27 protein-coding genes are annotated in these 25,214 nt (G+C 67.3%); 19 read left to right on the top strand and 8 right to left on the bottom strand.

Annotated features, from left to right (window positions below; all coding sequences use genetic code 11):
* Positions 1 to 19: 19 nt before the first annotated feature.
* Entirely contained in the window at positions 20 to 535 is a 516-nt protein-coding gene (gene rraA, locus AC1RVY_RS18570) for a ribonuclease E activity regulator RraA (protein ID WP_492807640.1), read from the bottom strand.
* 366 nt (positions 536 to 901) lie between these two features.
* On the opposite strand from rraA, the gene AC1RVY_RS18575 reads away from it, so the two are divergent.
* The 9 genes from AC1RVY_RS18575 to AC1RVY_RS18615 all read left to right on the top strand — a co-directional run bounded on the left by AC1RVY_RS18575 (position 902) and on the right by AC1RVY_RS18615 (position 8,804).
* A complete protein-coding gene (locus tag AC1RVY_RS18575) occupies positions 902 to 1,222 on the top strand; it encodes an SWIB/MDM2 domain-containing protein (protein WP_055402700.1) in 321 nt (106 codons plus the stop codon).
* A 321-nt stretch (positions 1,223 to 1,543) separates the two neighbouring features.
* Positions 1,544 to 3,694 (top strand): TonB-dependent receptor, encoded by a 2,151-nt coding sequence (locus AC1RVY_RS18580; RefSeq protein ID WP_255590906.1) that lies wholly within the window; start codon positions 1,544 to 1,546, stop codon positions 3,692 to 3,694.
* A gap of 72 nt (positions 3,695 to 3,766) precedes the next feature.
* A complete protein-coding gene (locus AC1RVY_RS18585) occupies positions 3,767 to 4,459 on the top strand; it encodes a Fe2+-dependent dioxygenase (protein ID WP_218338802.1) in 693 nt (230 codons plus the stop codon).
* A gap of 75 nt (positions 4,460 to 4,534) precedes the next feature.
* The gene (locus tag AC1RVY_RS18590) at positions 4,535 to 5,662 is read left to right on the top strand and encodes an alpha-hydroxy acid oxidase (protein WP_492807643.1); all 1,128 of its coding nucleotides are present in this window, start codon (positions 4,535 to 4,537) and stop codon (positions 5,660 to 5,662) included.
* A 114-nt stretch (positions 5,663 to 5,776) separates the two neighbouring features.
* Positions 5,777 to 6,049, top strand: a complete 273-nt coding sequence (locus tag AC1RVY_RS18595) for a (2Fe-2S)-binding protein (protein ID WP_218297553.1) — start codon at positions 5,777 to 5,779, stop codon at positions 6,047 to 6,049.
* A 98-nt stretch (positions 6,050 to 6,147) separates the two neighbouring features.
* Complete coding sequence (locus AC1RVY_RS18600; RefSeq protein WP_218297554.1) at positions 6,148 to 6,837, top strand: energy transducer TonB; 690 nt, start codon at positions 6,148 to 6,150, stop codon at positions 6,835 to 6,837.
* A gap of 39 nt (positions 6,838 to 6,876) precedes the next feature.
* Positions 6,877 to 7,596, top strand: a complete 720-nt coding sequence (locus tag AC1RVY_RS18605; protein WP_218297555.1) for a MotA/TolQ/ExbB proton channel family protein — start codon at positions 6,877 to 6,879, stop codon at positions 7,594 to 7,596.
* A 3-nt stretch (positions 7,597 to 7,599) separates the two neighbouring features.
* A complete protein-coding gene (locus AC1RVY_RS18610; protein WP_218297556.1) occupies positions 7,600 to 8,010 on the top strand; it encodes an ExbD/TolR family protein in 411 nt (136 codons plus the stop codon).
* A 566-nt stretch (positions 8,011 to 8,576) separates the two neighbouring features.
* The gene (locus AC1RVY_RS18615; RefSeq protein WP_492255206.1) at positions 8,577 to 8,804 is read left to right on the top strand and encodes a hemin uptake protein HemP; all 228 of its coding nucleotides are present in this window, start codon (positions 8,577 to 8,579) and stop codon (positions 8,802 to 8,804) included.
* A gap of 252 nt (positions 8,805 to 9,056) precedes the next feature.
* On the opposite strand, the gene AC1RVY_RS18620 is transcribed toward AC1RVY_RS18615, so the two are convergent.
* The gene (locus AC1RVY_RS18620) at positions 9,057 to 9,464 is read right to left on the bottom strand and encodes a GlcG/HbpS family heme-binding protein (RefSeq protein WP_218297558.1); all 408 of its coding nucleotides are present in this window, start codon (positions 9,462 to 9,464) and stop codon (positions 9,057 to 9,059) included.
* 223 nt (positions 9,465 to 9,687) lie between these two features.
* Here AC1RVY_RS18620 and AC1RVY_RS18625 point away from each other — a divergent pair, with 223 nt between their 5' ends.
* Together AC1RVY_RS18625 and AC1RVY_RS18630 are read left to right on the top strand one after the other, a co-directional pair.
* Positions 9,688 to 10,383, top strand: coding sequence for a Bax inhibitor-1/YccA family protein (locus AC1RVY_RS18625; protein WP_010458089.1), 696 nt, complete (start codon positions 9,688 to 9,690; stop codon positions 10,381 to 10,383).
* Between the two features lie 120 nt (positions 10,384 to 10,503).
* The gene (locus AC1RVY_RS18630) at positions 10,504 to 10,881 is read left to right on the top strand and encodes a hypothetical protein (protein ID WP_218297559.1); all 378 of its coding nucleotides are present in this window, start codon (positions 10,504 to 10,506) and stop codon (positions 10,879 to 10,881) included.
* 71 nt (positions 10,882 to 10,952) lie between these two features.
* Here the strand turns inward: AC1RVY_RS18630 and rlmD are convergent, their stop codons facing one another.
* The 3 genes from rlmD to AC1RVY_RS18645 form a co-directional block, all read right to left on the bottom strand.
* Positions 10,953 to 12,416: a 23S rRNA (uracil(1939)-C(5))-methyltransferase RlmD gene (gene rlmD, locus AC1RVY_RS18635; RefSeq protein ID WP_492807648.1), complete on the bottom strand. Its 1,464-nt coding sequence runs from the start codon at positions 12,414 to 12,416 to the stop codon at positions 10,953 to 10,955.
* Between the two features lie 68 nt (positions 12,417 to 12,484).
* Positions 12,485 to 12,805 (bottom strand): hypothetical protein, encoded by a 321-nt coding sequence (locus AC1RVY_RS18640; RefSeq protein WP_218297561.1) that lies wholly within the window; start codon positions 12,803 to 12,805, stop codon positions 12,485 to 12,487.
* A 116-nt stretch (positions 12,806 to 12,921) separates the two neighbouring features.
* Complete coding sequence (locus AC1RVY_RS18645; protein ID WP_218297562.1) at positions 12,922 to 13,395, bottom strand: Lrp/AsnC ligand binding domain-containing protein; 474 nt, start codon at positions 13,393 to 13,395, stop codon at positions 12,922 to 12,924.
* A 143-nt stretch (positions 13,396 to 13,538) separates the two neighbouring features.
* Here AC1RVY_RS18645 and putA point away from each other — a divergent pair, with 143 nt between their 5' ends.
* The gene (gene putA, locus AC1RVY_RS18650; protein ID WP_492807650.1) at positions 13,539 to 17,303 is read left to right on the top strand and encodes a trifunctional transcriptional regulator/proline dehydrogenase/L-glutamate gamma-semialdehyde dehydrogenase; all 3,765 of its coding nucleotides are present in this window, start codon (positions 13,539 to 13,541) and stop codon (positions 17,301 to 17,303) included.
* 74 nt (positions 17,304 to 17,377) lie between these two features.
* On the opposite strand, the gene AC1RVY_RS18655 is transcribed toward putA, so the two are convergent.
* Positions 17,378 to 18,088 carry a 2'-5' RNA ligase family protein gene (locus AC1RVY_RS18655; RefSeq protein WP_492807652.1) on the bottom strand — a complete coding sequence of 237 codons (711 nt, stop codon included), beginning with the start codon at positions 18,086 to 18,088 and terminating at the stop codon, positions 17,378 to 17,380.
* A 235-nt stretch (positions 18,089 to 18,323) separates the two neighbouring features.
* Here AC1RVY_RS18655 and AC1RVY_RS18660 point away from each other — a divergent pair, with 235 nt between their 5' ends.
* Positions 18,324 to 19,211: a hypothetical protein gene (locus AC1RVY_RS18660; RefSeq protein WP_369642329.1), complete on the top strand. Its 888-nt coding sequence runs from the start codon at positions 18,324 to 18,326 to the stop codon at positions 19,209 to 19,211.
* A 41-nt stretch (positions 19,212 to 19,252) separates the two neighbouring features.
* Here the strand turns inward: AC1RVY_RS18660 and AC1RVY_RS18665 are convergent, their stop codons facing one another.
* Entirely contained in the window at positions 19,253 to 20,254 is a 1,002-nt protein-coding gene (locus AC1RVY_RS18665) for an acyltransferase (protein ID WP_492807654.1), read from the bottom strand.
* A gap of 294 nt (positions 20,255 to 20,548) precedes the next feature.
* Between AC1RVY_RS18665 and AC1RVY_RS18670 the strand changes: the two genes are divergently transcribed.
* From AC1RVY_RS18670 to AC1RVY_RS18695, 6 genes are all read left to right on the top strand, one after another.
* Complete coding sequence (locus AC1RVY_RS18670) at positions 20,549 to 20,827, top strand: hypothetical protein (protein ID WP_218297565.1); 279 nt, start codon at positions 20,549 to 20,551, stop codon at positions 20,825 to 20,827.
* Between the two features lie 118 nt (positions 20,828 to 20,945).
* Entirely contained in the window at positions 20,946 to 21,119 is a 174-nt protein-coding gene (locus AC1RVY_RS18675; protein ID WP_218338810.1) for a hypothetical protein, read from the top strand.
* A gap of 174 nt (positions 21,120 to 21,293) precedes the next feature.
* Positions 21,294 to 21,470, top strand: coding sequence for a hypothetical protein (locus AC1RVY_RS18680; protein ID WP_369642327.1), 177 nt, complete (start codon positions 21,294 to 21,296; stop codon positions 21,468 to 21,470).
* A 103-nt stretch (positions 21,471 to 21,573) separates the two neighbouring features.
* Positions 21,574 to 22,320: a zinc ABC transporter ATP-binding protein AztA gene (aztA, locus tag AC1RVY_RS18685; RefSeq protein WP_492807655.1), complete on the top strand. Its 747-nt coding sequence runs from the start codon at positions 21,574 to 21,576 to the stop codon at positions 22,318 to 22,320.
* On the top strand, positions 22,317 to 23,189 hold the full coding sequence (locus tag AC1RVY_RS18690) for a metal ABC transporter permease (protein ID WP_492807657.1): 873 nt from the start codon (positions 22,317 to 22,319) through the stop codon (positions 23,187 to 23,189). Before aztA ends, AC1RVY_RS18690 begins: the two co-directional genes overlap by 4 nt.
* 1 nt (position 23,190) lies before the next feature.
* The gene (locus AC1RVY_RS18695) at positions 23,191 to 24,105 is read left to right on the top strand and encodes a metal ABC transporter substrate-binding protein (protein WP_492807658.1); all 915 of its coding nucleotides are present in this window, start codon (positions 23,191 to 23,193) and stop codon (positions 24,103 to 24,105) included.
* A 174-nt stretch (positions 24,106 to 24,279) separates the two neighbouring features.
* Here AC1RVY_RS18695 and AC1RVY_RS18700 read toward each other — a convergent pair whose 3' ends face one another.
* The gene (locus tag AC1RVY_RS18700) at positions 24,280 to 25,182 is read right to left on the bottom strand and encodes a LysR family transcriptional regulator (RefSeq protein ID WP_492255196.1); all 903 of its coding nucleotides are present in this window, start codon (positions 25,180 to 25,182) and stop codon (positions 24,280 to 24,282) included.
* Between the last annotated feature and the right edge of the window lie 32 nt (positions 25,183 to 25,214).

Raw genomic sequence — 25,214 nt, forward strand, 5'->3', positions numbered from 1 at the left:
GCCTGCGGCCTCCCCCCGTTCATGCAGCCAGGGGCCCCGCGCTGACCACGATGCCGTCTGCGTCGGCATACAGCCAGTCGCCCGGCCGCACCCAGACGCCCTGGATCTGCACCGCGACGTCGCGCTGCCCTTCGCCCCGACGCTCGGTGGGCAGCGGCATCAGCGCCAATGCGCGGATGCCCACGGCGGCCGCATTGAGTTCGGCCAGATCGCGCACGCAGCCATCGACCACAAGGCCCGCCCAGCCATTGCGTGCCGCGGCGGCAGCCAGGTTGCCGCCCACCAGCGCCCGGCGCAGCGAGGCCCCGCCGTCCACCACCAGCACGCGGCCCTCTCCGGGCGATTCCACCGCGGCCTTCACGTGGGTGTTGTCCTCGTGGCACTTGACGGTGCTGACCGCGCCCGCGAACGCAGCCACACCGCCAAAGCTCTGGAAGACCGGGGGCAGCACACGAAAGGCCCCGCCCATGTCCCCCTTGTGCACATCGCAGAAATCGCAGGTGCTGAATGCGTCGACAGGAAGTGCAGCGGTCATTTTCAAAGGCCTTTCAAACAGGAAAAGAAGGAAAGAGACGGGACGGGACCTGCCGCCAGCGGTCCGTTTCCAGCTGCGGGCGGGCCACCGGCGCCGTGGTGCGTCCGGCATTGTCATACAGACCTCCCGGACGCCATCCAGGCATGCGCTGCCATAGGGAAAACGCGTGCACACGCACCGCTTTGTCAAGGCAGGAGCGCCGCGCACGCGACTTATTGGCCCGCACGCGGCGCCACGGCTACAAATCGAGGCAAAAAAAGCCGTTTCTCCCTTGGAAACGCGTTTTTTTCCCAGTAGCATCAGCCTGCCAGTGGGACAGCCTAGTTTTCGCTGGTGAAAATTTACTTCCAACAAGGAAAACCCAACATGGCAACTGCAAAAAAAGCTCCGGCAAAAACAGCCCCCGCAGCCAAGACGGCTGCTGCCCCCGCCAAGAAGCGCACCCCCAACGCTGCCTTCATGAAGGCGCTCACGCCCAGCCCCGCGCTGGCCGCCGTGGTGGGCTCGGCACCGCTGCCGCGCACGGAGATCATCAGCAAGCTGTGGGTCTACATCAAGGCCAACAACCTGCAGGACGCCACCAACAAGCGCAACATCAATGCCGACGCCAAGCTCAAGGAATTGTTCGGCAAGCCCCAGGTGTCGATGTTTGAACTCGCCGGCCTCATTGGCAAGCACGTCAAGTAAGCGCTTCGCGCCCCCCGAAAAAGCCGGCTCTGCCGGCTTTTTTTCGTCCGTACCCAGGCAAAGTGTGGCGTGTAAACATCAATGCAAATGAGAATGACCCTCATTCGATGTAACATAAAGATGCACGAAGAAGCATGACTTTGTGACGTATTTCTCACAAGCGTCATTGCATCCGGCTCGTTTGCGGCGCACATCGGGCGCCGACCTGCACATCCCCCATCGACGGAGTCCATCTTGGCAAAATCACGCGCTCAGCGCCGCAGCACCGCGCTGCGTCAAACCGCATCCCCTGTTTCCACCGCCACCGGCGCATCGTCCGACATGGCCCTGCTGCCCCTGGGCGCCCTGATGCTGGCCGCCTCCATGGGCGCCATGGCCCAGTCCGGCACACCGGAAGCCACCATGTCCACCGTGACGGTGCAGGAAGCGGCCGAAGTGCAAGGCAAGGACACCCTGCTGCTCAAGAAGACCACCGTCGGCAAGGGCAACCAGGACATCAAGGACATCCCCCAGTCCGTGACGGTGTTCACCGAAAAGCTCATGAACGACCGCAACCAGGACGACTTCCGCGAGGTGCTGCGCACCACGGCGGGCGTGACCTTCCAGTCGGGCGAAACGGGTGAAGAAGACGTGCGCATGCGCGGCTTCTCGCTGGGCCTGGCCGGTGACATCTATGTGGACGGCATGAAGGACGCTCCACTGATCGAGCGCGACACGTTCAACAACGACCGCATCGAAGTCCTCAAGGGCTCGGCCTCCATGCTGTTCGGCAAGGGCTCGACCGGCGGCATCGTCAACCAGGTCAACAAGTACCCGCTGCTGATCGACCAGCACGAAGCCAGCTACACCTTCGGCACTGGCCAGTTCCACCGCGCCACGGGCGACTTCAACTGGAAGACCGGCGAAAACGCGGCCTTCCGCCTGAACGCCATGGTGCAGGAGTACGACAACTACGGCGCCAAGCAGGACAAGCGCGGCATTGCGCCCACCTTCGCCTGGGGCATCGGCACGCGCGATGAATTCTCGATCGGCCTGTACTACCTCGAATCCAAGGGCCGTCCGCTGTACAACCACCCCTGGCGCGTGGTCGACGGCAAGATCAACACGCCGCTGGATGCCCGCAACTACTACGGCCTGGCCAGCGACCACAACGACACCTCGTCGCAGTACGTGACGCTGGGCCACATCCACCGCTTCGACGACAACGGCGAGCTGACCACGCGCCTGCGCTATGGCAAGTACGAGCGCGACCTGCTGGCCAGCACCATCGGCTTTCAGAACGGCAGCATCACGCTGGGCCAGATCAATGGCAGCACCGTGCTGACCCGTGGCTCCAAGGGCCGCCTGGGCGAGAGCGAAGTGCTGCAGGTGCAAAGCGACTACAACAACACCTTCAACTGGGGCGGCCGCAAGCACGCGGTGCTGGCCGGCGTCGACTACTACGACGACGATGCCAAGCGCAACCAGAACTACGCCAACACCACGCCGCGCCCCAATACCACCGTGGGCTCGCCCAACGATGGCGCCTGGGTGGCCGACGGCCGCGCACCGGTGCAGTGGAACACCTTCACCTCGCGCAACCTGGGCCTGTACTTCCAGGACACGGTCGCGATCAACGACACCCTGAAGCTGGTGGGTGGCCTGCGCTACGACAACTTCAGGGCTTCCTACAAGAACGCCACCGGCGCGCTGAGCAACTCCCGCTCCGACAGCCTGGTCAGCCCCCGCGTGGGCCTGCTGTTCCAGCCCACCGAGCTGACCTCGTACTACGTGTCGTACGGCACCTCGTACAACACCTCGGGCGACACCTACCAGTTCGGCAACCCCGGCGCCGGCACGGCGCGCACGGCCAACACCGACCCTGAAAAGAGCCGCAACTTCGAGATCGGCAGCAAGTTCGAGCTGTTCGAGCGCCGTGCCCTGCTGGGTGTGGCCGCGTTCTACAGCCAGAAGTACAACGAGCGCAACACCGACCCCGACACCGCAGCCCAGCAAGAGCTGCTGTCCGGCAAGCGCCACGCCACCGGCATGGAATTCAACCTCGCCGGCCGCCTGACGCCCCAGTGGGAACTGTTCGCCAACCACACCTGGATCCCCTCGGCCAAGATCGACCACAGCAATGTGGTGGTGCCCGCCAACGGCGGTGGTGCCCAGGCGCAGGGCGACCGCCCAGGCCTCACGCCCAAGCACAGCGGCAGCGTGTGGACGACCTACGCCGTCACCTCCAAGGTGCGCGTGGGCGCGGGCGTGACCTACCGCGGCAAGCAAAACCCCGAAGGCTCGCGTGCCGTGTACGCCAGCGGCTTCGCGGTGATGGACGCCATGGTCGAATACGCGTTCGACGACAAGACCACGCTGAAGCTCAACGTCAACAACCTGTTCGACCGCACCTATGCGGACGGCCTGTACCGCGGCTTCTACACGCCGGGCACGGCGCGTTCCGTGCAGCTGTCGCTCAAGACGCGCTTCTGATGCACTGAAAGTGCCGATGTTCTGACGAAACGACTCCGCCCCTTCACTGGGGCGGAGTCACAATCAGGCCCCATGTTCCTGCACATCCAAGACGTACTGACGGCCGAAGAGGTCGCCCTGTTCCGGCAAAAGCTCTGGGCGGCCGACACCCCCTGGGTGGATGGCGCCCGCAGCGCGGGCAGCCAGGCCGTGCACCAGAAGAACAACCTGCAGCTCGCGCAGGGCAGCGAGCTGTCGGCCCAGCTGCAAGGCATCGTCAAGGCCGCGCTGGCCCGCAATGCGCTGTTCTTCTCGGCCGCCCTGCCCCGGCGCATCTACAACCCGCTGTTCAACAACTACGGCGACGGCGCCAACTTCTATGGCCGCCATGTGGACAGCGCCGTCATGCACTCCAAGGCAGACAGCTGCTGGGTGCGCAGCGACCTGTCGTGCACGCTGTTCCTGACCCCGCCGGACGAATACGACGGCGGCGAACTGGTCGCCACCGAAGCCTGGGGCGAAAAACGCATCAAGCTGCCGGCCGGCGACATGATCCTGTACCCCAGCAGCACCGTGCACCAGGTGTCGCCCGTCACCCGCGGCCACCGCATCAGCAGCTTCTTCTGGGTGGAAAGCATGGTGCGCGGACTGGAGCAGCGCCAGCTCTTGTTCGACATGGACATGGCCCTGCTGCGGCTGCGCCAGAGCGTGGGTGAAACGGATCCTTCGGTCATCGCCCTGTCGGGCACGTACCACAACCTGCTGCGCATGTGGGCCGACGTGTGAGCGTCGCCCCTTTCGCTCCTTTATTGATAGCACCTTGCGCGCTATGAACAAGCGCCAGGTGCTTTTTTCATTGCCATGACCCACGTTCCCGCACGCCAACCGCTTCCTCCGGGCATCGTCAGCCTGGCCGACCACGAGCAGCAGGCCCGGCGGCACCTGGACGACAACGCCTGGGCCTACTTCAGTGGCGGCGCGGCCGATGAGATCAGCCTGCGCAGCAACCGCAGCGCATGGGACGCCCTGCCCCTGTGGCCCCGCGTGCTGCGTCCGCTGGCGGGTGGGCACACCCGCGTCCAGCTGCTGGGCCGCACGCTGGCACACCCCATCCTGCTGGCACCCGTCGCCTTTCAGCGCCTGGCCCACGCCGACGGCGAGTTGGCGATGGCCTACGCGGCTGCGGCCCTGGGCGCGGGGGTGGTGCTGAGCACCCAGGCGAGCGTGTCGCTGGAGAGCATTGCTCAGGCCGTACTGCCCGACCCCGGCCGCGGTCCGCTGTGGTTTCAGCTGTACCTGCAGTCAGACCGTGGCTTGACCCGCGCACTGGCACAGCGCGCCGAGGCCGCAGGGTTCGAAGCCCTGGTGCTGACCGTGGACGCGCCCGCCAGCGGCGCACGCGACCGGGAGCGCCGCACAGGCTTTCGCCTGCCGCCCGGCATCGGCCCCGTCAATCTGGCCGGCATGCAGGCGCCGCCCACCCCACCCCTCGGCGCGGACCAGAGCGCGCTGTTCGACGGGCTGCTGCACCACGCCCCCACGTGGGACGACGTGGCGTGGCTGCAGTCCGTGACCCGGCTGCCCGTGCTGCTCAAAGGCGTGCTGCACCCGGCGGATGCGCGCCAGGCCGTGGCGGCCGGCGTTGCGGGCGTCATCGTGTCCAACCACGGCGGGCGCACGCTGGACACCGCCCCGGCCACGGCCACCGCCCTGCCGCGCGTGGTGCAGGCCGTGGGCGGCGCACTGCCGGTGCTGGTGGATGGCGGCATCCGGCGCGGCACCGACGTGCTCAAAGCGATGGCGCTGGGGGCATCCGCCGTGCTGGTGGGGCGCCCGGCCGTCTGGGGGCTGGCCAATGCGGGGGCCACCGGCGTCGCCCACGTGCTGCGCCTGCTGCGCGACGAGCTCGAGATCGCCATGGCGCTCACCGGCTGCGCCACGCTGGCAGACGCCACGCCAGCCTTGCTCACCGCAGACAGCCCCGGCTGAGGCGGCGCCTTTGCGCCGGTTTCTCCCTCATGGCAGAAATGGCTTATTGCAAATGCGATAGATTCTTATTTATAATGGCGACACCTTCAACAGCCAGCCACACTGCCTGCCGCCATGATCGTCTGTGTTTGCCGCCGGATTTCCGACCGTGAGATTGCCCGCCACGCACGTGCGGGCATGAGCTTTGACGAAATCCAGTTCGAGCTGGGCGTGGCCACCCAATGCGGATGCTGCGAAAGCTGTGCCCGCGACGTGGTGGCACAGTGCAGCGCATCGAATCCGGTGGCGGCCCTGCACAATGAGGCAGCGCCGCAAACGATCCAGCTTGCCAGCTCCATCCTGGAAAGCAAGTCATGGAACTCCTCTCAACGCTCGCTGGCAGCCTGATCCTCGTCGCAGGCTCGGCCTGGTGGATCTTTCGCAAATAATCAAGGTCTTTTAGGGCGCTAGCGCTTGATCCACAAGCGCTAGCTGCTATCATTTTTATGTCTCACCCAGATCGTTTTGCCACCCCCGGGGGGTTCAGCCGCAACACCGTGATCGTGGGCTCCGTCGTCGCACTGCATGTTGCGGGCCTCTGGGCCCTGCAGTCGGGCCTGCTGCGCCGCGCGGCCGAAGTCATCGTGCCGGCGGAATTGCTGACGGAATTCATCGCACCACCCGCGCCCCCCAAGGTCACGCCACCGCCTCCCGCGCCGCCACCCCCTCCCAAGCCGGCCCCGAAGGCCGCCCCGCGCCCCGCACCCATGCCGGTGGCCATCGCGGACCCCACGCCCGCCCCCAATGCCCCCACGGGCATCACCACCCCGCAGCCGCCGGCACCGCCCATCGAGGCGCCCATGGCCCCGCCCGCACCGGCGCCAGCTCCTCCAGCGCCCCCCGCGCCGCCCAAGATCGAACTGCCGTCCAGCGACGCCGCCTACCTAAACAACCCCAAACCCAGCTATCCGGCCATCAGCAAGCGCATGGGCGAGCAGGGAAAGGTGGTGCTGCGGGTACTGATCGGCACCGACGGCCTGCCCCAGAAGGTCGAAATCAACAAGTCCAGCGGCTTCGACCGGCTGGACCGACAGGCCCAGGAAGCCGTCATGCGCTGGCGCTTCGTGCCCGGCAAACGCAACGGCGTGCCCGAGACCATGTGGAACCTGGTCCCTGTCAACTTCGTTCTCGAATAACCAAATCACCGCAAATCACCGCTTTAGGGAGTTTTTCTCATGGAATCGCAATTCGGCATCGCCAACGTCTGGATCCAGGGTGACTTCGTCACCCGCGCCGTCGCCATCCTGCTGCTGGCCATGTCGCTGGCCTCGTGGATCGTCATCCTCATCAAGGCGCTGGACATCATCAAGTTCAAGAAGCACGCCCGCACCGCGCAGGACTTCTGGCACAGCGAGGACTTCGCCGCCGGCCTGACCAAGCTGGGCACGGACCCTACCAACCCCTTCCGCCACCTGGCGCTGGAAGGCCGTGAAGCCACCGCCCACCACCGCAACACCAAGGCCCACCTGCACGACACGCTGGACGTGAGCGACTGGGTCACCCGCTGCCTGCGCAATTGCATCGACGAGTTCACCTCGCGCCTGCAGTCGGGCCTGGCCATCCTGGCCTCGGTCGGCTCCACCGCCCCCTTCATCGGCCTGTTCGGCACCGTCTGGGGCATCTACCACGCGCTGCTGGCCATCGGCACCTCGGGCCAGTCCACCATCGACAAGGTGGCCGGCCCCATCGGCGAAGCGCTGATCATGACCGCCCTGGGCCTGGCCGTGGCCATCCCCGCCGTGCTGGGCTACAACGCCCTCGTGCGCGGCAACAAGTCCATCCTGGGCGGCCTCAACAGCTTCGCCCACGACCTGCACGCCTACTTCGTCACCGGCGCCCGCGTGAGCGCGGCGGGCGAACAGGGCAAGGTGCTGCCCATGAAGAAAGGCGGCTGAGCCATGGCTTTCGGAACGCAAGACGATGCCGATGACGTGATGAACGAGATCAACATGACGCCGCTGGTGGACGTCATGCTGGTGCTGCTCATCATCTTCATCATCACCGTGCCCGTCATGAAGCACTCGGTGAACGTGGACCTGCCACGCGCCACGAACCAGCCCGAGAACATCAAGCCCGAGACGGTGCGCCTGTCGGTATCGGCCGACGGCAAGTACTACTGGAACGAGTCGCAGGTCACGGAGGAAGAACTCTTCCCGCGCCTGCAGGTCGAGGCGGCCAAGGAGCCGCAGCCCGATCTGCACATCCGCGGCGACAAGGAAGTGCGCTACGAGCGCGTGGCCCAGGCCATGGCCGCCGCGCAACGCGCTGGCGTGCGCAAGATCGGTTTCGTGACCGACCCCGCGCCCTGAAGACAGTCAATCAGTCAGACAATCCGCCAGCGTCCTGCGCGCCAAAAACCCGCCCGGCCCGGCCGCTGCACCATTGGCTGCAGAGGACGCGCCGGGTTTGTTCGTCTTTGGGTCGTTTTTCCTGCCCAGCCCGATGTCGGCGGGGGATGTGAAATTCTTCCGTCGCCCAGTGACACGCTCGGGCGCCGAGAACGCCCTGGCTTCCTTCATCCTCTGAAGCGGCTCGCCCGGCGGTGGATAGGCGGGTCCCTGCAGAGAGCCCACCGTGGTCTCTGCCAAGACTGACCCACAGCGGCGCCGCATCCGGGATCAGTTCACACCTGGGCGGTTCCCGTCGGAGCGGGGTGACACCCGCCGCCCGAGACGTGACCGTTTCCGTTTCCCCCCGGCTGCTTGACCTACTTTCCCGCTTGAGACTGCGTAAATCGGCGCCAAAACCAGCGGCGCACCATTCGAAATCAAATGTCTCACCCAGAAGAACAAAAAGAAACACTCCTGTTGCTTGACTTGTAATTGCGAATCGTTATCATTAGCAAAACGCACTGCAACGCACCAGGAACAACCTCATGCAAGCCACATTGACCGCCGCTTCGATCCTGCGCCCCGCCTCCGCCAGCAAGGGGGTTTCGCACGCCGACGGACTGGCCAGCCAACGCACCGAGCCCAACACCCCTACCGCCGCCGTGGACAGCAGCTCCCTGCTGCAAGGCCAGAAGGCCGTGGCCATCAGCCACAACGGATCGGTGTACCGCCTGCAGGCAACCAAGCTGGGCAAGCTGATCCTGACCAAGTAGTCCCTGGCAGCGGGCTCCAAGTTTCATCGTGGGGCGACTCCCGGGCTTGCTACAAGCTCGAAAGGGTCGTTTTTGCCAGCCAACGGGTTCGCCCGCGTAGCCAGGCTTTTTTTGCGGTCCCATCCCCGCCCCAGATTTCTCCATCACGCCATGAAAAAACCGGCCTCGCGGGCCGGTTTTTTCATTGGGGGGCACAGGACCTGAAAGCTCTTCAGCCCCCTGCCCCCTGCGGGCCCACGCCCTGGAATCCCGTCAAAGCCCCAGAGCGGCGATGCCGGCGCGCGCCACCTGCGCGTCCTCGGTGGACTTCACACCGCTCACCCCCACGGCGCCAAGGCACTGGCCGTCCTTGAGGATCGGCACGCCGCCTTCCAGCAGGCCGTCGATGGCGGGCGCGCTCAGGAAGGCCGTGCGGCCGCCGTTGACGATGTCCTCGTACACCTTGCTCTCGCGGCGCCCCAGGGCGGCCGTGCGGGCCTTGGACGGGGCGATGTGGGACGACACCGCGGCGGCGCCATCCAGGCGCTGCAGCCACAGCAGGTGGCCGCCATCGTCCACGATGGCGATGGTCACGGCCCACTGGTTCTTGAGCGCCTCGGCTTCGGCGGCAGCGGCAATGGCCTTCACGTCGGCCAGTTCGAGTTCATGCTTGGTTTTCATTGGTATACCCGCAAAGGAGAAGAATGCCGGGCCGCGAGAGTCCGCGCCGGCGGGGGAAAGACGGCAAGCATAGCGGCATACGCCCACCCCCTCACCCCCATGCAGGGTGAAAGAACCCTTACCAAAAGTAGGTGACCGGACGCGGATATTGGAAGGCCTCCAGCCGCCACCACCTAGAATTTGCACTGTCTGCGTCGTGCAGGCCAACAAGGAGAGACACAAGATGAATGACCAAGTCACCACCCTGGGGCACTCTGCGGGCTATGGCATCTCGCAGGAGGAGCGCCACAAGGTGCTTCGCAATACCTACTGGCTGCTCGCGCTGAGCATGATCCCCACGGTGCTGGGCGCATGGGTCGGCGTCGCCACCGGCATCACCCAGTCGCTGCGCGGCGGCGTGGGCCTGATCGTGTTCCTGGGCGGCGCGTTCGCCTTCATGTTCGCGATCGAAAAGACCAAGCGTTCGGCAGCCGGCGTGCCCGTGCTGCTGGCCTTCACGTTCTTCATGGGCCTCATGCTCTCACGCCTCATCGGCATGGTGCTGGGCTTCAAGAACGGCACCGACCTCATCATGACGGCCTTCGCCGGCACCGCGGGCGTGTTCTTCGTGATGGCCAGCCTGGCCAGCGTGATCAAGCGCGACCTCTCGGGCATGGGCAAGTGGCTGATGGTGGGCGCGCTGGTGCTCATGGTGGGCGCCGTCATCAACGTGTTTGTCGGCTCCTCGGTCGGCATGATGGCGATCTCGGTCGCTGCCATCGGCATCTTCAGCGCCTACATGCTGTATGACTTGAAGCAGATCCTGGACGGCGGCGAAACCAACTACATCAGCGCCACGCTGGCCCTGTACCTGGACATCTTCAACGTGTTCCAGAGCCTGCTGGCCCTGCTGGGCATCATGGGCGGCGAGCGCGACTGACCCCGTGGCGCGCTCCCGGGCGCCACCTCAAGGCAAAAAGGCTCCTTCGGGAGCCTTTTTCTTGCGCTTCGCACCGCCAAGCCCTCAATAGCGCGGCCGGCGTGCCGATAATGCAAGCACATGTATCGCAAAACCCGCTCCACCGCACTGCGCATGCTGGCCCTGTGCAGCATCCTGCTGCTGGCCGCCTGCAACAAGATCCCTGGCCTGGGCCCGGATCCCAGGATCGTCCAGCGCGAGGAAGAAGCCAAGGCCATCGGCGGCGCCTGCCGCCACGCGCTGCGCGGGCTGGAAGACTGCTACACCCTGAACCCCAAGGCCGCCAAGGCCTCGGTGTTCGCCGGGTGGAAGGACATGGACGCCTACATGCGTGAAAACAAGCTGGAAGGCACGCCTTCGGTGCTCGGCAAGGTGGTCGAGAAACCCGAGCGCGCCGAACGGTCCGGCGATATCGAGACCGAGCCCCGCGACGCGGCTTCGAACCGCAACCGCAGCTAGGGCTAGCGGGCCGCTCTCCCCCCGTGCGCGGCCAGGCCGGCGCACACCGGCTGCGGCGGCCCTTTCTCCCCTCAGGCGCGGTCGAACACCGCCATGCTTTCCACGTGCGCCGTGTGCGGGAACATGTTCACCATGCCGGCCGCCGTGCAGCGGTAGCCCGCCAGATGCACCAGCAACCCGGCATCGCGGGCGAGCGTGGCGGGATTGCAGCTGACGTAGACGATGCGTTTGGGCGGGGTCCAGCCTTCGGCCCCGGCGGGCAGCGGGCCCGCGCCCTCGGCGCCGATGCGCGCCTGCTCGATGTCGGCGAGCGCCTTGGCCAGCGCGAACGCGCCTTCGCGGGGCGGATCGACCAGCCACTTGTCAGCCGCGCCGTCGGCCACCAGCATCTCCGGGGTCATCTCGAACAGGTTGCGCGCTACAAAATCAGTAGCTGCCAGCGCTTTATGGTCCTGCGCTGCAGCCTGATTCAATGCATAGTTCTCGCGCGAGCGGGCCACCAGGGCCTCGCTGCCCTCGATGCCCAGCACCTCGCGCGCCTGCGTGGCCAGCGGCAGCGTGAAGTTGCCCAGGCCGCAGAACCAGTCGATCACGCGCTCGTGGGGCTGCACGTCCAGCAGGCGCAGCGCGCGGGAGACGAGCACGCGGTTGATGTGCGGGTTCACCTGCGTGAAGTCGGTCGGCTTGAACGGCATGGTGATGCCGAAATCCGGCAGCGCATAGGAAAGCTGCTCGCCGCCCTCCTCGAGCAGCTTCACCGTGTCCGGGCCCTTGGGCTGCAGCCACCATTGCACGCCGTGATCGGCGGCGAAGGCACGCAGCCGGGCGATGTCGCCGGCGCTCAGCGGCTCCAGGTGGCGCAGCACCAGGGCCGTCACGCTGTCGCCGCAGGCCAGCTCGATCTGCGGGCAGGTGTCGCGGGCATCCATGTCGGCGATCAGGGCCCGCAGGGGCATCAGCATGGCGTCTACATGGGGCGGCAACACGGGGCACTGCTGCATGTCCGCAACGTAGCGGCTCTTGCGTTCATGAAAGCCGATCAGCACCTGGCCCTTCTTGATCACATGGCGCACCGACAGCCGCGCACGGTAGCGGTAACCCCAGGCGGGGCCTTCGATGGGGCGCAGCACGGTGCCGGCCTTGACCTTGCCCAGGTGCCACAGGTTGTCTTCCAGCACCCGCTGCTTGACGGCCACCTGGGCGCCCACGTGCAGGTGCTGCATCTTGCAGCCGCCGCAGGCTCCGGCATGCAGGCCAAAGTGCGGGCAGCCGGGGCGCACGCGCTGCGACGATTCGCGGTGGATCGCCGTCAGGCTGGCCTGCTCCCAGTTGTTCTTCTTGCGGTGGGTGTTGGCGGTGACCAGCTCGAACGGCAGGGCACCGTCGATGAAGATGACCTTGCCGTCGGGCTTGCGGGCGACGCCCTGGGCATCCAGGTCCATGGACTGGACCTGCAGCCAGCCCTCGGGCAGATCGCCGTGGGAATCCTGCGCGGTGGGTTCAAACGAGGGGGATAGTTCTTTCGGTTCGCTCATCCCCCGATTGTCTCAGGCCCGGGCCGGTGCCTGCCCGGGGACCGCCGCAGCCTGCCGGCTCGGTCAGGTCAGCCGCGGTCCGCGCGCGCGGGGCGGCCGCCGACGGATCCCATGGATCCCGTGGCGCCCTGCGCGGACGCCAGGGGCAGCTTGTTGACGGTGAGGTCGCAGTTGTAATTGTCCGGCGTGAACACCAGCGTGGCGCCCGGCGCCACCAGCGGCAGGGTCTGGTGGATCTGGTAGGACATGTCCACCGGCGGTTCGGGCGCGCGGTACACGATGTCCTTGTCGGGGCCGTAGACCACGTAGCACGAAGCCGCGGCCGACTGGCTGAAAAGGGCGCCCAGCAGCGCGGCGGCAGCGGCAGTGGCGTATGGGAAGCGGGTCATGGTTCTTCTCCTCGATCTGGCATGTCTGCCTGGGATTATGGAGGCTTTGGCGTGCCGAGCCAATGCAGCCGTGGCTCCATGGCAGCGGCGCGCACCGCCGGGCCCCGCGCGCCCCTTCAACGCAGGTGCAGGTGGTTGGTGTGCTTGACCTCTTCCATCACCGCATAGGTGCGTGTCTCGCGCACGCCGGGCAGTTGCCACAGCACCGCGCCCGCGAACACGCGGTAGGCGTTCATGTCGGCCGAGCGCGTCTTGAGCAGGTAGTCGAACCCCCCTGCCACCATGTGGCACTCCATGATCTCGGGATGCACCTGCACCGCCGCCTTGAACTGGTCGAACACATTCGGCGTGGTGCGGTCGAGCAGCACCTCCACGAACACCAGCATGCCCGCCCCCAGTTTCAGCGGGTTGAGCCGCGCCTCGTAGCCCAGGATGAAGCCGTCGCGCGTGAGGCGCTGTACGCGCGCCAGCACCGCGGTGGGCGACAGCGCGACGGCGTCCGCCAGCTTGAGATTGGCAATGCGCCCATCTTCCTGGAGGATTGACAAAATCTTGCGGTCAATACGGTCCAGATCGGTTTCCATCGTCATTTTGGATAGTGATTTATTCTGACAGACCGCCTATTTTCGACCATTTATTCATCCACAGACCAAGGATCATCGCATCCAGCCGCCCCCGGCAGGCCCTGGGGGCCCAACCACCAATACCCTTGATACCCACCGAAAGACACGCCATGACGCAGCCCATCGGCGCCCTGCCCTCTTCCACCAGCCCCGCCGGCTTTGCCCCGCGCTCGCCCCTGGCCAGCCCGTTGCGCGCCGCCATCACCGCGGCCTACCGGCGCCCCGAGCCCGAGGCCCTGGCCCCGCTGCTGGCGCAGGCCCGTTTGCCGCAGGCGATGGCGCAAGCGGCCGGGCAGCTGGCGCTGCGCATTGCGGGCGCCCTGCGCAGCCGCAAGAGCGCCGGGGGCCGCGCGGGCATCGTGCAGGGATTGCTGCAGGAGTTCGCGCTGTCGTCGCAAGAAGGCGTGGCGCTGATGTGCCTGGCCGAGGCGCTCCTGCGCATCCCCGACAAGGCCACGCGCGATGCATTGATCCGCGACAAGATCAGCAACGGCCAGTGGGAACCCCACCTGGGCAAGAGCCCTTCGCTGTTTGTGAATGCGGCCACCTGGGGCCTGCTCATCACGGGCAAGCTGGTGGCCACGCACAGCGAAGGCAGCCTGGGCGCATCGCTCGGCCGCCTGATCGGCAAGGGCGGGGAGCCGCTCATCCGCAAGGGCGTGGACATGGCCATGCGCATGATGGGCGAGCAGTTCGTGACCGGCGAGACCATTGGCGAAGCCCTGGCCAACGCCCGCCAGATGGAAGGCGAGGGCTTCCGCTATTCCTACGACATGCTGGGCGAGGCCGCGCTGACCAGCGAGGACGCCCAGCGCTACTACGCGTCGTACGAGCAGGCCATCCACGCCATCGGCAAGGCATCCGCCGGGCGCGGCATCTATGAAGGCCCCGGCATCTCGATCAAGCTGTCGGCCCTGCACCCGCGCTACAGCCGCGCGCAGTTCGCCCGTGTGATGGACGAGCTGTACCCGCTGGTGCTGCGCCTGACCGAGCTCGCGCGCAGCTATGACATCGGCATCAACATCGATGCCGAGGAGGCCGACCGGCTGGAGCTGTCGCTGGACCTGCTCGAACGCCTGTGCCACGAGCCTTCGCTGGCCGGCTGGAACGGCATCGGCTTCGTGATCCAGGCCTACCAGAAGCGCTGCCCCTTCGTCATCGACTACGTGGTGGACCTGGCGCGCCGCACGCAGCGCCGACTGATGGTGCGCCTGGTCAAGGGTGCCTACTGGGACAGCGAGATCAAGCGCGCCCAGGTCGACGGACTGGACGACTACCCCGTGTACACCCGCAAGGTGCACACCGACATCTCGTACATCGCCTGCGCAAGGAAATTGCTGGCCGCGCCCGAGGCCATCTACCCGCAGTTCGCCACGCACAACGCGGAAACACTCGCCACCATCTACCACCTGGCGGGCCACAACTACTATGCCGGCCAGTACGAATTCCAGTGCCTGCACGGCATGGGCGAGCCCCTGTACGAGCAGGTGGTGGGCGCCGTCACCGCCGGCAAGCTGGGTCGGCCCTGCCGCATCTACGCCCCCGTCGGCACGCACGAGACCCTGCTGGCGTACCTGGTGCGCCGCCTGCTGGAAAACGGCGCCAACACCTCGTTCGTGAACCGCATCGCCGACGAGACCATCGCGCTGGAGGACCTGGTGAAGAGCCCCGTCGAGGTGGTGGACCAGCAGGCCGCCGCAGAAGGCGGCGCAGGCCTGCCCCACCCGCGCATCGCCACGCCACGGGGCCTGTACGGCCCGCACCGCGCCAACTCGCGCGGGCTCGACCTGTCGAACGAGAACACCCTCGCGCAACTGGACGCGATCCTGCAGGCCACCGCCAGCCAGGGCTGGACTGCCGGCCCCTTGCTCGGCGCCGACGCCGCGCCGGGCGCGCCGATGCCCGTGCGCAACCCCGCGGACCACCGCGACGTGGTGGGCCAGGTGCAGGAGGCCACGGCCGCCGACGTGGATGCGGCCCTGCAACACGCCCTGCGGGCGGCCCCCTTGTGGGCCGCGACGCCCCCGGCCGAGCGCGCCGCCACGCTCGACCGTGCCGCGGGCCTGCTGGAGGACCGCATGCAGCCCCTGCTGGGTCTGCTGATGCGCGAAGCAGGCAAGAGCTGCAGCAACGCGGTCGCCGAGGTGCGCGAGGCGGTGGACTTCCTGCGCTACTACGCCGCGCAGGTCGAATCCACCTTCGACAACACCACCCACCTTCCGCTGGGCCCCGTGGCCTGCATCAGCCCCTGGAACTTCCCGCTCGCCATCTTCATGGGCCAGGTGGCCGCAGCCCTGGCCGCCGGCAACCCCGTGCTGGCCAAGCCGGCCGAACAGACCCCGCTGATCGCCGCCGAGGCCGTGCGCATCCTGTGGCAGGCGGGTGTGCCGCGCGGCGTGGTGCAGCTGCTGCCCGGCCAGGGCGAGACCGTGGGCGCCCGGCTGATCGGCGACCCGCGTGTGATGGGCGTCATGTTCACCGGTTCGACCGACGTGGCGCGCATCCTGCAACGCGCCATCGCAGGCCGCCTGGATGCCGCCGGCCGCCCCATCCCCCTGATCGCAGAGACGGGCGGGCAGAACGCGATGATCGTGGACTCGTCGGCGCTGGTGGAGCAGGTGGTGGCCGACGCGGTCTCCTCCGCGTTCGACAGCGCCGGCCAGCGCTGCTCGGCCCTGCGCGTGCTGTGCGTGCAGGAGGACGCCGCCGACCGCGTGGTGGAAATGCTCAAGGGCGCCATGGGTGAACTGCGCATGGGCAACCCGGGCGCGCTGCAGGTCGACGTGGGCCCGGTCATCGACGCCGAGGCCCAGGCAGGCATCACCGCGCACATCGATGCGCTCAAGACCAGGGGCCATCGCGTGTTCCAGCAGTGCCGCTGCAGCGCCGATGAAACCGCCCAGGGCACCTTCGTGCCGCCCACGCTGATTGAACTCCACGGCATCCAGGAACTGCAGCGCGAGGTCTTTGGGCCCGTGCTGCACCTGGTGCGCTATGCCCGCAACGACCTGGACCAGCTGCTCGGCCAGATCAACGCCACCGGCTACGGCCTCACGCAGGGCGTGCACACCCGCATCGACGAAACCATCGCCCGCGTGGTGAGCCGCGCCCATGCGGGCAACGTCTACGTGAACCGCAACATGGTGGGCGCCGTGGTGGGCGTGCAGCCGTTTGGCGGCGAGGGCCTGTCGGGCACGGGCCCGAAGGCGGGCGGGCCGCTGTACCTGCTGCGCCTGCTGTCGCGGCGCCCGGCCGATGCGCTGGCACGCTCCTTCGCCGCGGCGGACCGCACGGCGCCACCCGACGTGGCAGCGCGCGAACCCTGGCTGGCGCCCCTGCACGCACTGGAGCAGTGGGCACACACGCAGGGCCGCCCCGCGCTGGCGGACACCTGCCGTGCGTTCGCCTCCGCCACCCAGAGCGGCACGGCGCGCACCCTGCCCGGCCCCACGGGTGAGCGCAACGTCTACACCCTGGCCCCCCGCGCCCGCGTGCTGTGCCTGGCCCAGGCCGAAGGCGACCTGCTCACGCAGACCGCGGCCGTGCTGGCCTCGGGCGGCAAGGCCCTGTGGCCTTCCACCCAGGCGGGCTTGCGTGCACAGCTTGCCCCGGCCGTCCAGGCCAGCATCGCGGTGGCGGATCAGGTGCTGGACGACGGCCGCATCGAACTGTCCGCCGTGCTGCACCATGGCGATGCGGCTTCGCTGCACGCGGTGTGCGAGGCGCTGGCCCGCCGTCCCGGCCCCATCGTGGGCGTGACCGCATTGCCCCCAGGCGCCACCGACGTGCCGCTGGAGCGCCTGCTGATCGAGCGCGCACTGAGCGTGAACACCGCTGCCGCGGGCGGCAACGCGAGCCTGATGACGATTGGCTGAGGCGGCCTTGCCCGCAGGATCTGAATAAAAACTGCCCCCACGGCTTATCCTTCAAGCGCTGGCAGCTACTTTTTTTATAGCATTTGATTTGAACCGCCCCGCGGCGGCAGATCTTCGCCGGCCGGCGCGGATTGCCGGCCCTGCTCCGCCTGAAAAAAGGCCGGCTGGTCCAGGCCCCAGCGCCCCAGCACCTGGTAGGGCCCGGGCGAGCCGCGGCGGTTGTAGAGCAGCTGGAAGGCATCCACCCTCCAGTCAAGAGGCTCCACGCCGTGTTCCTCCACGGCAGAAGGGCCGTAGAGCAGCGTCATGTGCGGCGTGAACGATGGCTCGGCGCGCGCTGGCGCAGGGCCTGGCACGCACGCCCGCAGGGCTTGGCGCAGCGCCTGGTGCAGCGCCACCATGCCCGCCACGCCGGTTTCGCTGCCGCACAGGACCAGGGGCCGCCTGGACTGGCGCCCCTGAAAGCTCAGGCAGCGGTCCAGCCGCAGCGAAAACGCCGGTGCGCGAACTTGCGCGGCGGCCGCACACGCCCACCAGACCTTGCGGGGGCTGAACTCGGCATCCCATCCGAGCGAGGCCAGCGTCACATGCAACCGCTCGGTGCGCACCCTGTGGCCCTCCTCCACCTGGCGGGCGGCCGTCTCCTGGTCGCACAGCCGGACAGCGCGGGCGGCCACGGCGCCATCCGCCAGCACGGCGAAAAAGAGGTGGTGGTCATGGCGCCGCGCGGCTGGAGACAAGGGCAGGTTCTCCATCCCCGGCAGCCACCGCAGGCCGTCAGACATCCCGTTGGCTCCTGAAAAAAGGTGGCGTCCCCACGGCATACCGCTCCTTGCGGACAAGGGTGGCACCGGTACGGACTCGCCCACCGCAGCCCACTGGCCAAAAAGTACAGTTTTTACGCCTCTTACCGGAGGATTGCCAAGGACGAACTGGGAGACCATCGGAGCAAAGCCCAAAGAACCCTCGCCGGCCCAGTGCCACGCCATGGATCGCCCGCCCCACCGAAGGAGTCGCAAGATGTTCGATATTTCACAAGCCACCAACATGCTGACGTCCCTGGGCGTCTCCAGCACCCTGGCGGCCAAGGCGGCCGAACGCACAGCCCAAAAGCATGCGGACGCCGATCCCCTCACCTTCCTGAAAGAGTTGAAGACCACGCTGGAAGAACTGTCCGCGGAAGGCTCCCAGGGCAAGACGGCGGGGACGGCGGCGACACCCACCACCGTGTCGGAGACCCAGGCCTATCAATCAACCGCCGCCCTGTACAACAAGGACTCCGGGGCCACCACACAGGCCTCGGCCAAGGCCCCCTTCAGCAACCTGGAGGAATTCCGCGAGTGGGAAGACGGCCTGGGCGACACCTTCGCCGACGACTACGAGGTGCCGGACTATGTGCGGATGATCGCGATGTCGCTCGGGGGCGGCGACAGCGAGGCTGTCGGCCGCTACATGTTCTTCAAGAACCACCCCGAATTCGCGGCCGACTACGAATCCATTCGCAGTGGCAAGCTGTCAAAATTTCCCACGGACGGCTCCACGCTCGTCAAGAGCGATCTGTCTGAGATGCCCGACGCGACGGCCACCTTTTTCAAGAAGAACCCCGACCAGCTGCTGGCAGCCGAAGGGTTCAACATGGACCCGACCCTCGCAAAAATGCGCATGAGCGGAGAAGTGAAGCCGCCCGAAGGCGTCAACCCCTCGGAATGGCTCATGAGCAACAAGTGGACCCCGGACGGGATCGTGGCGCAGAACAACCGCGTGGTTTTTGCCCGGTCGGCATACGTCGGCCTGGATGGCAAGGGCGCCGACACGTACCGATTGACCACCTACGACTCCGCCACCAACAGCATCATCAACTACGACGGGATCGCCTACGACCCGATCACTGGCGAAGCCAAGGCGTAGCCCCGGCAGCCCACCGCCAGTGCGGGCGCTGGCACTGGCGCCTATATGAGCCGGTTCAGGAAGGGCACGCGATGGAAGATGAGCGCGACCACCAGCGAGCCCCCGAACACCAGGGCCGCCACGAACGGCACTGACAGCAGGGGTGCGTAGTCTTCGGGTTTCAGCACGTGCGCCCGCAAGGACTCCAGCAAGATGGGATGCACCAGATAGACACCCAGCGTCAGCCCGGAAACCCGCTGAATACCCCGCGCCCACAGGCCCGCGGGCTTCCATTGCCTGAGCATCAGCATCGCGCTGACCGACATGGGGATGACGAAAACGCTCAGGTATCCATAGAAGTACAACCCGCGTTCCAGGCCCTGCAGTTTGGCCAGCCAGTAGCAGCCCACTGCGGCCCCCCCCACCGCGGCCCCGAAAACCCCCAGCAAGACGGACAGGGGCACCGCCCTGTCACTGGTCTGGATCAGGTAGCCGCAGAGGAAGTACGGCAGATACGGCAAAAACCAGTTGATGAAAAGGCCCGCCCCACCGCCCGTGAAGGTCCGGTGCCACTCGTTCACGCCCGACAGCACAAACATCAAGACCACCAGCCACCAGAGATCGCGCCGCCTTGTGTGCACGACCAGCGTTCTCAGGAAGGGCACGAAAAGGTACAGGCACATGATCATGTACAGGAACCACAGGTGGTAGTGGGGCCACCCCCGGGCTATGCTGTGGACCACGTCCATCGCACGCAGCTGCGCCAGGGCGCCGCGGTGGTTCCAGAGGATGTAGACCACGCTCCAGAAGGCAATCGGCAGCAGGACCCTCGCGGCGCGCTTGCGGTAGAAATCGGCCACACCCTCTGTCTTGCGCGGATCCAGCAGCAGCGCGCCGCTGACCATCACGAAAACCGGCACGCACCAGCGAACGAGTGCATCGTAGAGATTGCCCTGCCACCAGGCCGACGAACCGAACGCGCTCAGGGTCACCACACTGCCGGCCACGTGCAGGATCACCACCGCCATGATCGCCACCACCCTCGCCGCATCAAGCCAGATCATTGTTTTAAGTCCTCGAAGAGAGCATCCAAGCCGTCGTTCCACCCGCGAAAATCATCCCCGCCACGCCCTGCATGTGGTGACGGAAAACCAGGTCGCATTCTGGGGGAAAAGTTCGTGAAACCGGCCGGGAGCCGCCGCGCCCCGGCGCATCGGTGCAGCGCCAATTCTGGCCAGCGGCTGGGCGCATTCCAAACGCTTTTCTCCTACATCGCACCGGGAACCCATGGCAACACCCGGGCCCGCATGGGAAGATAGCCTGAGCACCACCGGACAGAAATAGGAAACCGAGCCACCATGAGTATCGTCGTCTACTGGCAGGAACAGCCCGGGGTGCCTGGGATGGAGATTTTTGACTCCGGAAAACTCCAGGCCGCGCTGGCTCTGTGCGAGATCAAACGCAAGGAAGGAAAGCGCCATGTGTGCATCTCGAGCGAACTGGCGGAGAGCGTGGGGCATGCCGGTGTGAATACGGTGGCAGATCGGCGGCTGCCAGATGGCTCGCCCTACGATTGGACGAAGTCCCACCGTGGCGCGGGCCCCCAAAATCCTGGAGGCAAGACCGGCGGGCAGTGAAATCCCGCTGCGAGGAAGCTCTGCCCTGGCCACCCGGTGTGCAGCCGCGTCGCCGCACTGCCGCCCGCCAGCCAAAGCGACCCACTGGATGATTTTTCAACGTACCCAAGGGGCTGCCATGATCAATCCCATCCCCGCAAAACCCCAGACGCACGAGCCCGAAACTCCGGAGAGGCCGAATCCTGTGCCGAGCGAGTCCGAGCCGGAAAGCCGCCCCGTCCCCGCATCGGTGCCAGAGAAGCCCGGCGAGGTGAAACCCGCGTATCCCGAGCCGGAGATTCCCGGCCAGTAGCGCGGGCTGGACGCCCGCGCGGGCGCCTCCATCGGCAGCACGCAACACAACGCCTGCGTGGCCTGGATCGGCCCGTGATTCCAGTACACCCCGCCCGCCCAGGCGAGCACCCTGTATCCAGCGTTCCATACCCTCTTATTGCAATTGATAATTCATTTGCAATAATATGAACCCATGGAACACCGCCACCATCCCTACTTTCATCGCAAGGCCTGGAAGCGCATGCACCCAATTCGTGCCTGCCGGATCTCCATGGGCGGCATGGTGACGCAAGGCCTGGCGGCGCAGCGCCACGGTATGGTTTTGCAGGGGCGCAGCGCCGACTGCGCGGCCGAAGCGGCGGGCGCATGAGGGGTGTCGCAAGCCTGCTGATGGCCGGCGCCTGGAAACGGGTCGTGGGTGCGCTGGCGCTGATCGCGCTGCTGTGGCTCGCCGTGGCCTGGGCCATCTCCTGATGACAGCCCTCCCCCAACACGCGGCGATCCGCCTGCGCAACCTGACCGTGGCCTACCGCGGCCACCCGGCCGTGCACCACGTGTCGGGTGACTTCGCACCGGGTTCGCTCACCGCCATCGTCGGGCCGAACGGCGCGGGCAAGACCACCTTGCTGGCGGCCATCATGGGCCGCGTCTCGCCGGTCGAAGGGGAGGTGCAGCGCGCCGCCGGCCGCATCGCCTGGCTGCCGCAGCAGGCCGAGATCGACCGCAGCTTTCCGATCCGCGTGTTCGATCTGGTCGCGCTAGGCCACTGGTCGCGCGTCGGAAGCCTGCGCGGGCTCGACGCGCCGCAGCGCGAGGCCGTGCACCACGCACTCGATGCGGTTGGCCTGGCCGGCTTCGAACGCCGCGGGATCGCCGAGCTGTCTGCGGGCCAATTCCAGCGCGTGCTGTTCGCGCGCGTGCTGCTGCAGGATGCGCCAGTGATCCTGCTCGATGAGCCCTTCAACGCCATCGATGCGCGCACCACCGCCGACCTGCTCGCCGTGGTGGCCCGCTGGCACGCCGAGTCGCGCACCGTCATCGCGGTGCTGCACGATCTGGAACAGGTGCGCCGGCATTTCGACCGCACGCTGTTGATGGCGCGGCGCTGCGTGGCCTGGGGGCCGACCGCGCAGGTGCTGCACGCCGAGCACCTGTTCCGCGCCCGGCAGATGGCCGAGGCCTGGGACGACGGTGCGGCGCTGTGCGAGGAAGCCGCATGACGCTGGCATCCCTGCTCCTCCAGCCGTTCTCCGAGTACGGCTTCATGCGCCGCGCGCTGGTCGCGACGCTGGCCCTGAGCCTCGGCAGCGCGCCGATGGGCACGCTGCTGGTGCTGCGGCGCATGAGCCTGGTGGGCGATGCCATGGGCCACGCGCTGCTGCCGGGGGCCGCGCTGGGGTTTCTGATCGCCGGCTTCTCGCTGCCGGCCATGAGCCTGGGCGGCTTCTTCGCGGCGCTGGCGGTCGCGCTCGCGGCGGGCTTCGTGACGCGGACCACGTCGCAGCGCGAGGATGCGAGTTTCGCGGCCTTCTATTTGATCGCGCTCGCGCTGGGTGTGCTGATGGTCTCGACGCACGGCAGCAGCGTTGACCTGATGCACCTGCTGTTCGGCACCATCCTGGCCGTGGACGATGCGGCGCTGCTGCTCATCGCCAGCGTCGCCAGCGTGACGCTGGCCGTCCTGACCGTGATCTATCGGCCGCTGGTGGTGGAGTGCCTGGACCCTGGATTTCTTCGCAATGTCGGCGGCCGCGGCACGCTGGTGCACGCCGTCTTCCTGGTGCTGACCGTGGCGAACCTCGTGGCGGGCTTCCAGGCCCTGGGCACCCTGATGGCCGTCGGCCTGATGATGCTGCCCGCCACGGCGGCGCGCTTCTGGGCGGCGGAAGTCTGGAGCCTGGCGCTGGTGGCGGCCGTCATCGCGGCGCTCTCGGGTTTCATCGGTCTGCTGCTGTCGTACCACGCGCAGTGGCCGTCGGGCCCGGCCATCGTGCTGGTCGCGGGCATCGCCTATCTGCTCTCCGTCGCCGCGGGCCCCCGCGACGGCCTTCTCTGGCGCCACCGGCGCCGTCCACACCGCAAGGCCTGAAATGACTCTCTCCCGCCGATCTTCCGTCGCGGCGCTGCTGCTGGCACTGGCTGCCTCTCCCGCGTTGGCTCAGTCCGAACGGCCTCTGCGGGTCGTGGCCAGCTTTTCCATCCTGGCGGACATCGTTCGCGAAGTCGGCGGCGATGCCGTCGACGTCGTCGCCCTGGTCGGCCCCGATGCCGATGCGCACGTGTTCCAGCCCAGCCCGGCGGACGCCCGCCACCTGGCCCGCGCCGACCTGGTCGTGGTCAACGGCCTGGGGTTCGAAGGCTGGATCGATCGCCTGGTGCGGGCCTCGGGCTATCGCGGCAAGGTGGTCACTGCGAGCCAGGGCGTGAAGCTGCGCAAGGATGGGCACGGCCACGGGGGCAAGCCGGGCCACGGCAGCGACCCGCACGCCTGGCAGGACCTCGCGAACGCTGAGCGCTACGTTGCGAACGTGCGCGACGCGCTCAGCAGCGCGCGGCCTGCGCAAGCAGGCGTCTTCATCCAGCGCGCGGCGCGCTACACCGAGCAGATCCGGGCGCTCGACCGCGAGGTGCGTGCGCAGCTCGCGGCCGTGCCGCGCCCCAAGCGCCGGGTGATCACCTCGCACGATGCCTTCGGCTACTTCGGTGCGGCCTATGGCGTCGATTTCCTGTCGCCGCAGGGCGTGAGCACCGACGGCGAGGCTTCGGCCGCCGACGTGGCGAAGCTGATCGACCAGATCCGCCGGCAGGACGTGCGCGCGGTGTTCGTCGAGAACACCACCGATCCGCGCCTGGTGGAGCGCATCGCGAAGGAAGGCGGCGCGGTGCTGGGCGGCAGGCTGTACTCGGACGCGCTCTCGGTGCCCGGCACCGAGGCCGACACCTACCTCAAGCTCTTCGCGCACAACGCCAAGGCGCTGGCTTCCGGTCTGGCGGGGACGCGGTGACCGACGGATTGGCAGCCCACCCCGCGGCCTCGGGGCGCGCACCAGACTCTGTCTGTTCCGGCGTTGCCCATGGGCGTACCGCGAACGCGCGGTGCATGAGTTCTTCATCCCGTTGACGGTGACCGGCTGCGCGGCAATGCGGCGGCTTGCCCTTTCAGCACAGCCCCTGGCAGCTCAGTCCTCGTCCAGCGCCTGAAACCGGTCCGCCAGGAAATCCACCAGCGCCCGCACCGCCGGCAGCAGCCCGCGCCGCGAGGCGAACACCGCGTGGATGATCTCGCGGCGCGGCGCCCAGCCGGGGATCACGTGGACCAGCTGGCCGTGCTCGATCTGCTCGCGCACCATCATGGAGGGCAGCTGCACCACGCCCACGCCTGCGATGGCGGCGGCCCGCAGCGCCAGCATCCCGCGTGTGATCAGGCGCGGCCGGTGGCGAATGGCCGCCCGGGCATCCTCGGGGCCGACAAGGTTCCACACATGCTCATGCTGCGGCAGGCCCAGGTCCATGCTCGGCAGGCCCGCCAGGTCGGCGGGTGTTTTTGGTATGCCATTGGACAGCAGGCGCGGACATGCCACCAGGCATTGCCCGCGCTCCGCAAGCACGCGCATCACCAGGTCGCTGTCCTCGATCGGCGGCGGACGCACGCGGATGGCCACGTCGATTCCCTCGCCCACCACGTCCACGCGCCGATTGGTTTCCTCCAGATGGATCTCCACGCGCGGATGCGCCACCATGAAAGCCGCCACCATGTCGGCGATGCGCGCATCGAGCAGCGCCACCGGGCAGGTCATGCGCACGATGCCCCGTGGTTCGGCATGCGCCAGCGCAATGGCTTCGTCGGCGGCCTCGGCCTCCACCAGCATCGCCTTGCAATGGCCATAGTAGGTCTGGCCGGTCTCGGTGACGGCAAAACGCCGGGTGGACCGCTGGATCAGGCGCGTCCCCAGGCGCTCTTCCAGCAGCGCGATGCGCCGGCTCAGCTTGGACTTGGGCATGCCCAGCGCGCGACCGGCCGGCGCGAAGCCGCCGTGGTCCACCACCTGCACGTAGTAGTAAAGATCGTTCAGGTCTTTCATCAGGGACAGGCCTTATCGTTCCTTAAATAGAA

It is taken from the genome of Acidovorax sp. GW821-FHT11A03, assembly GCF_058809075.1.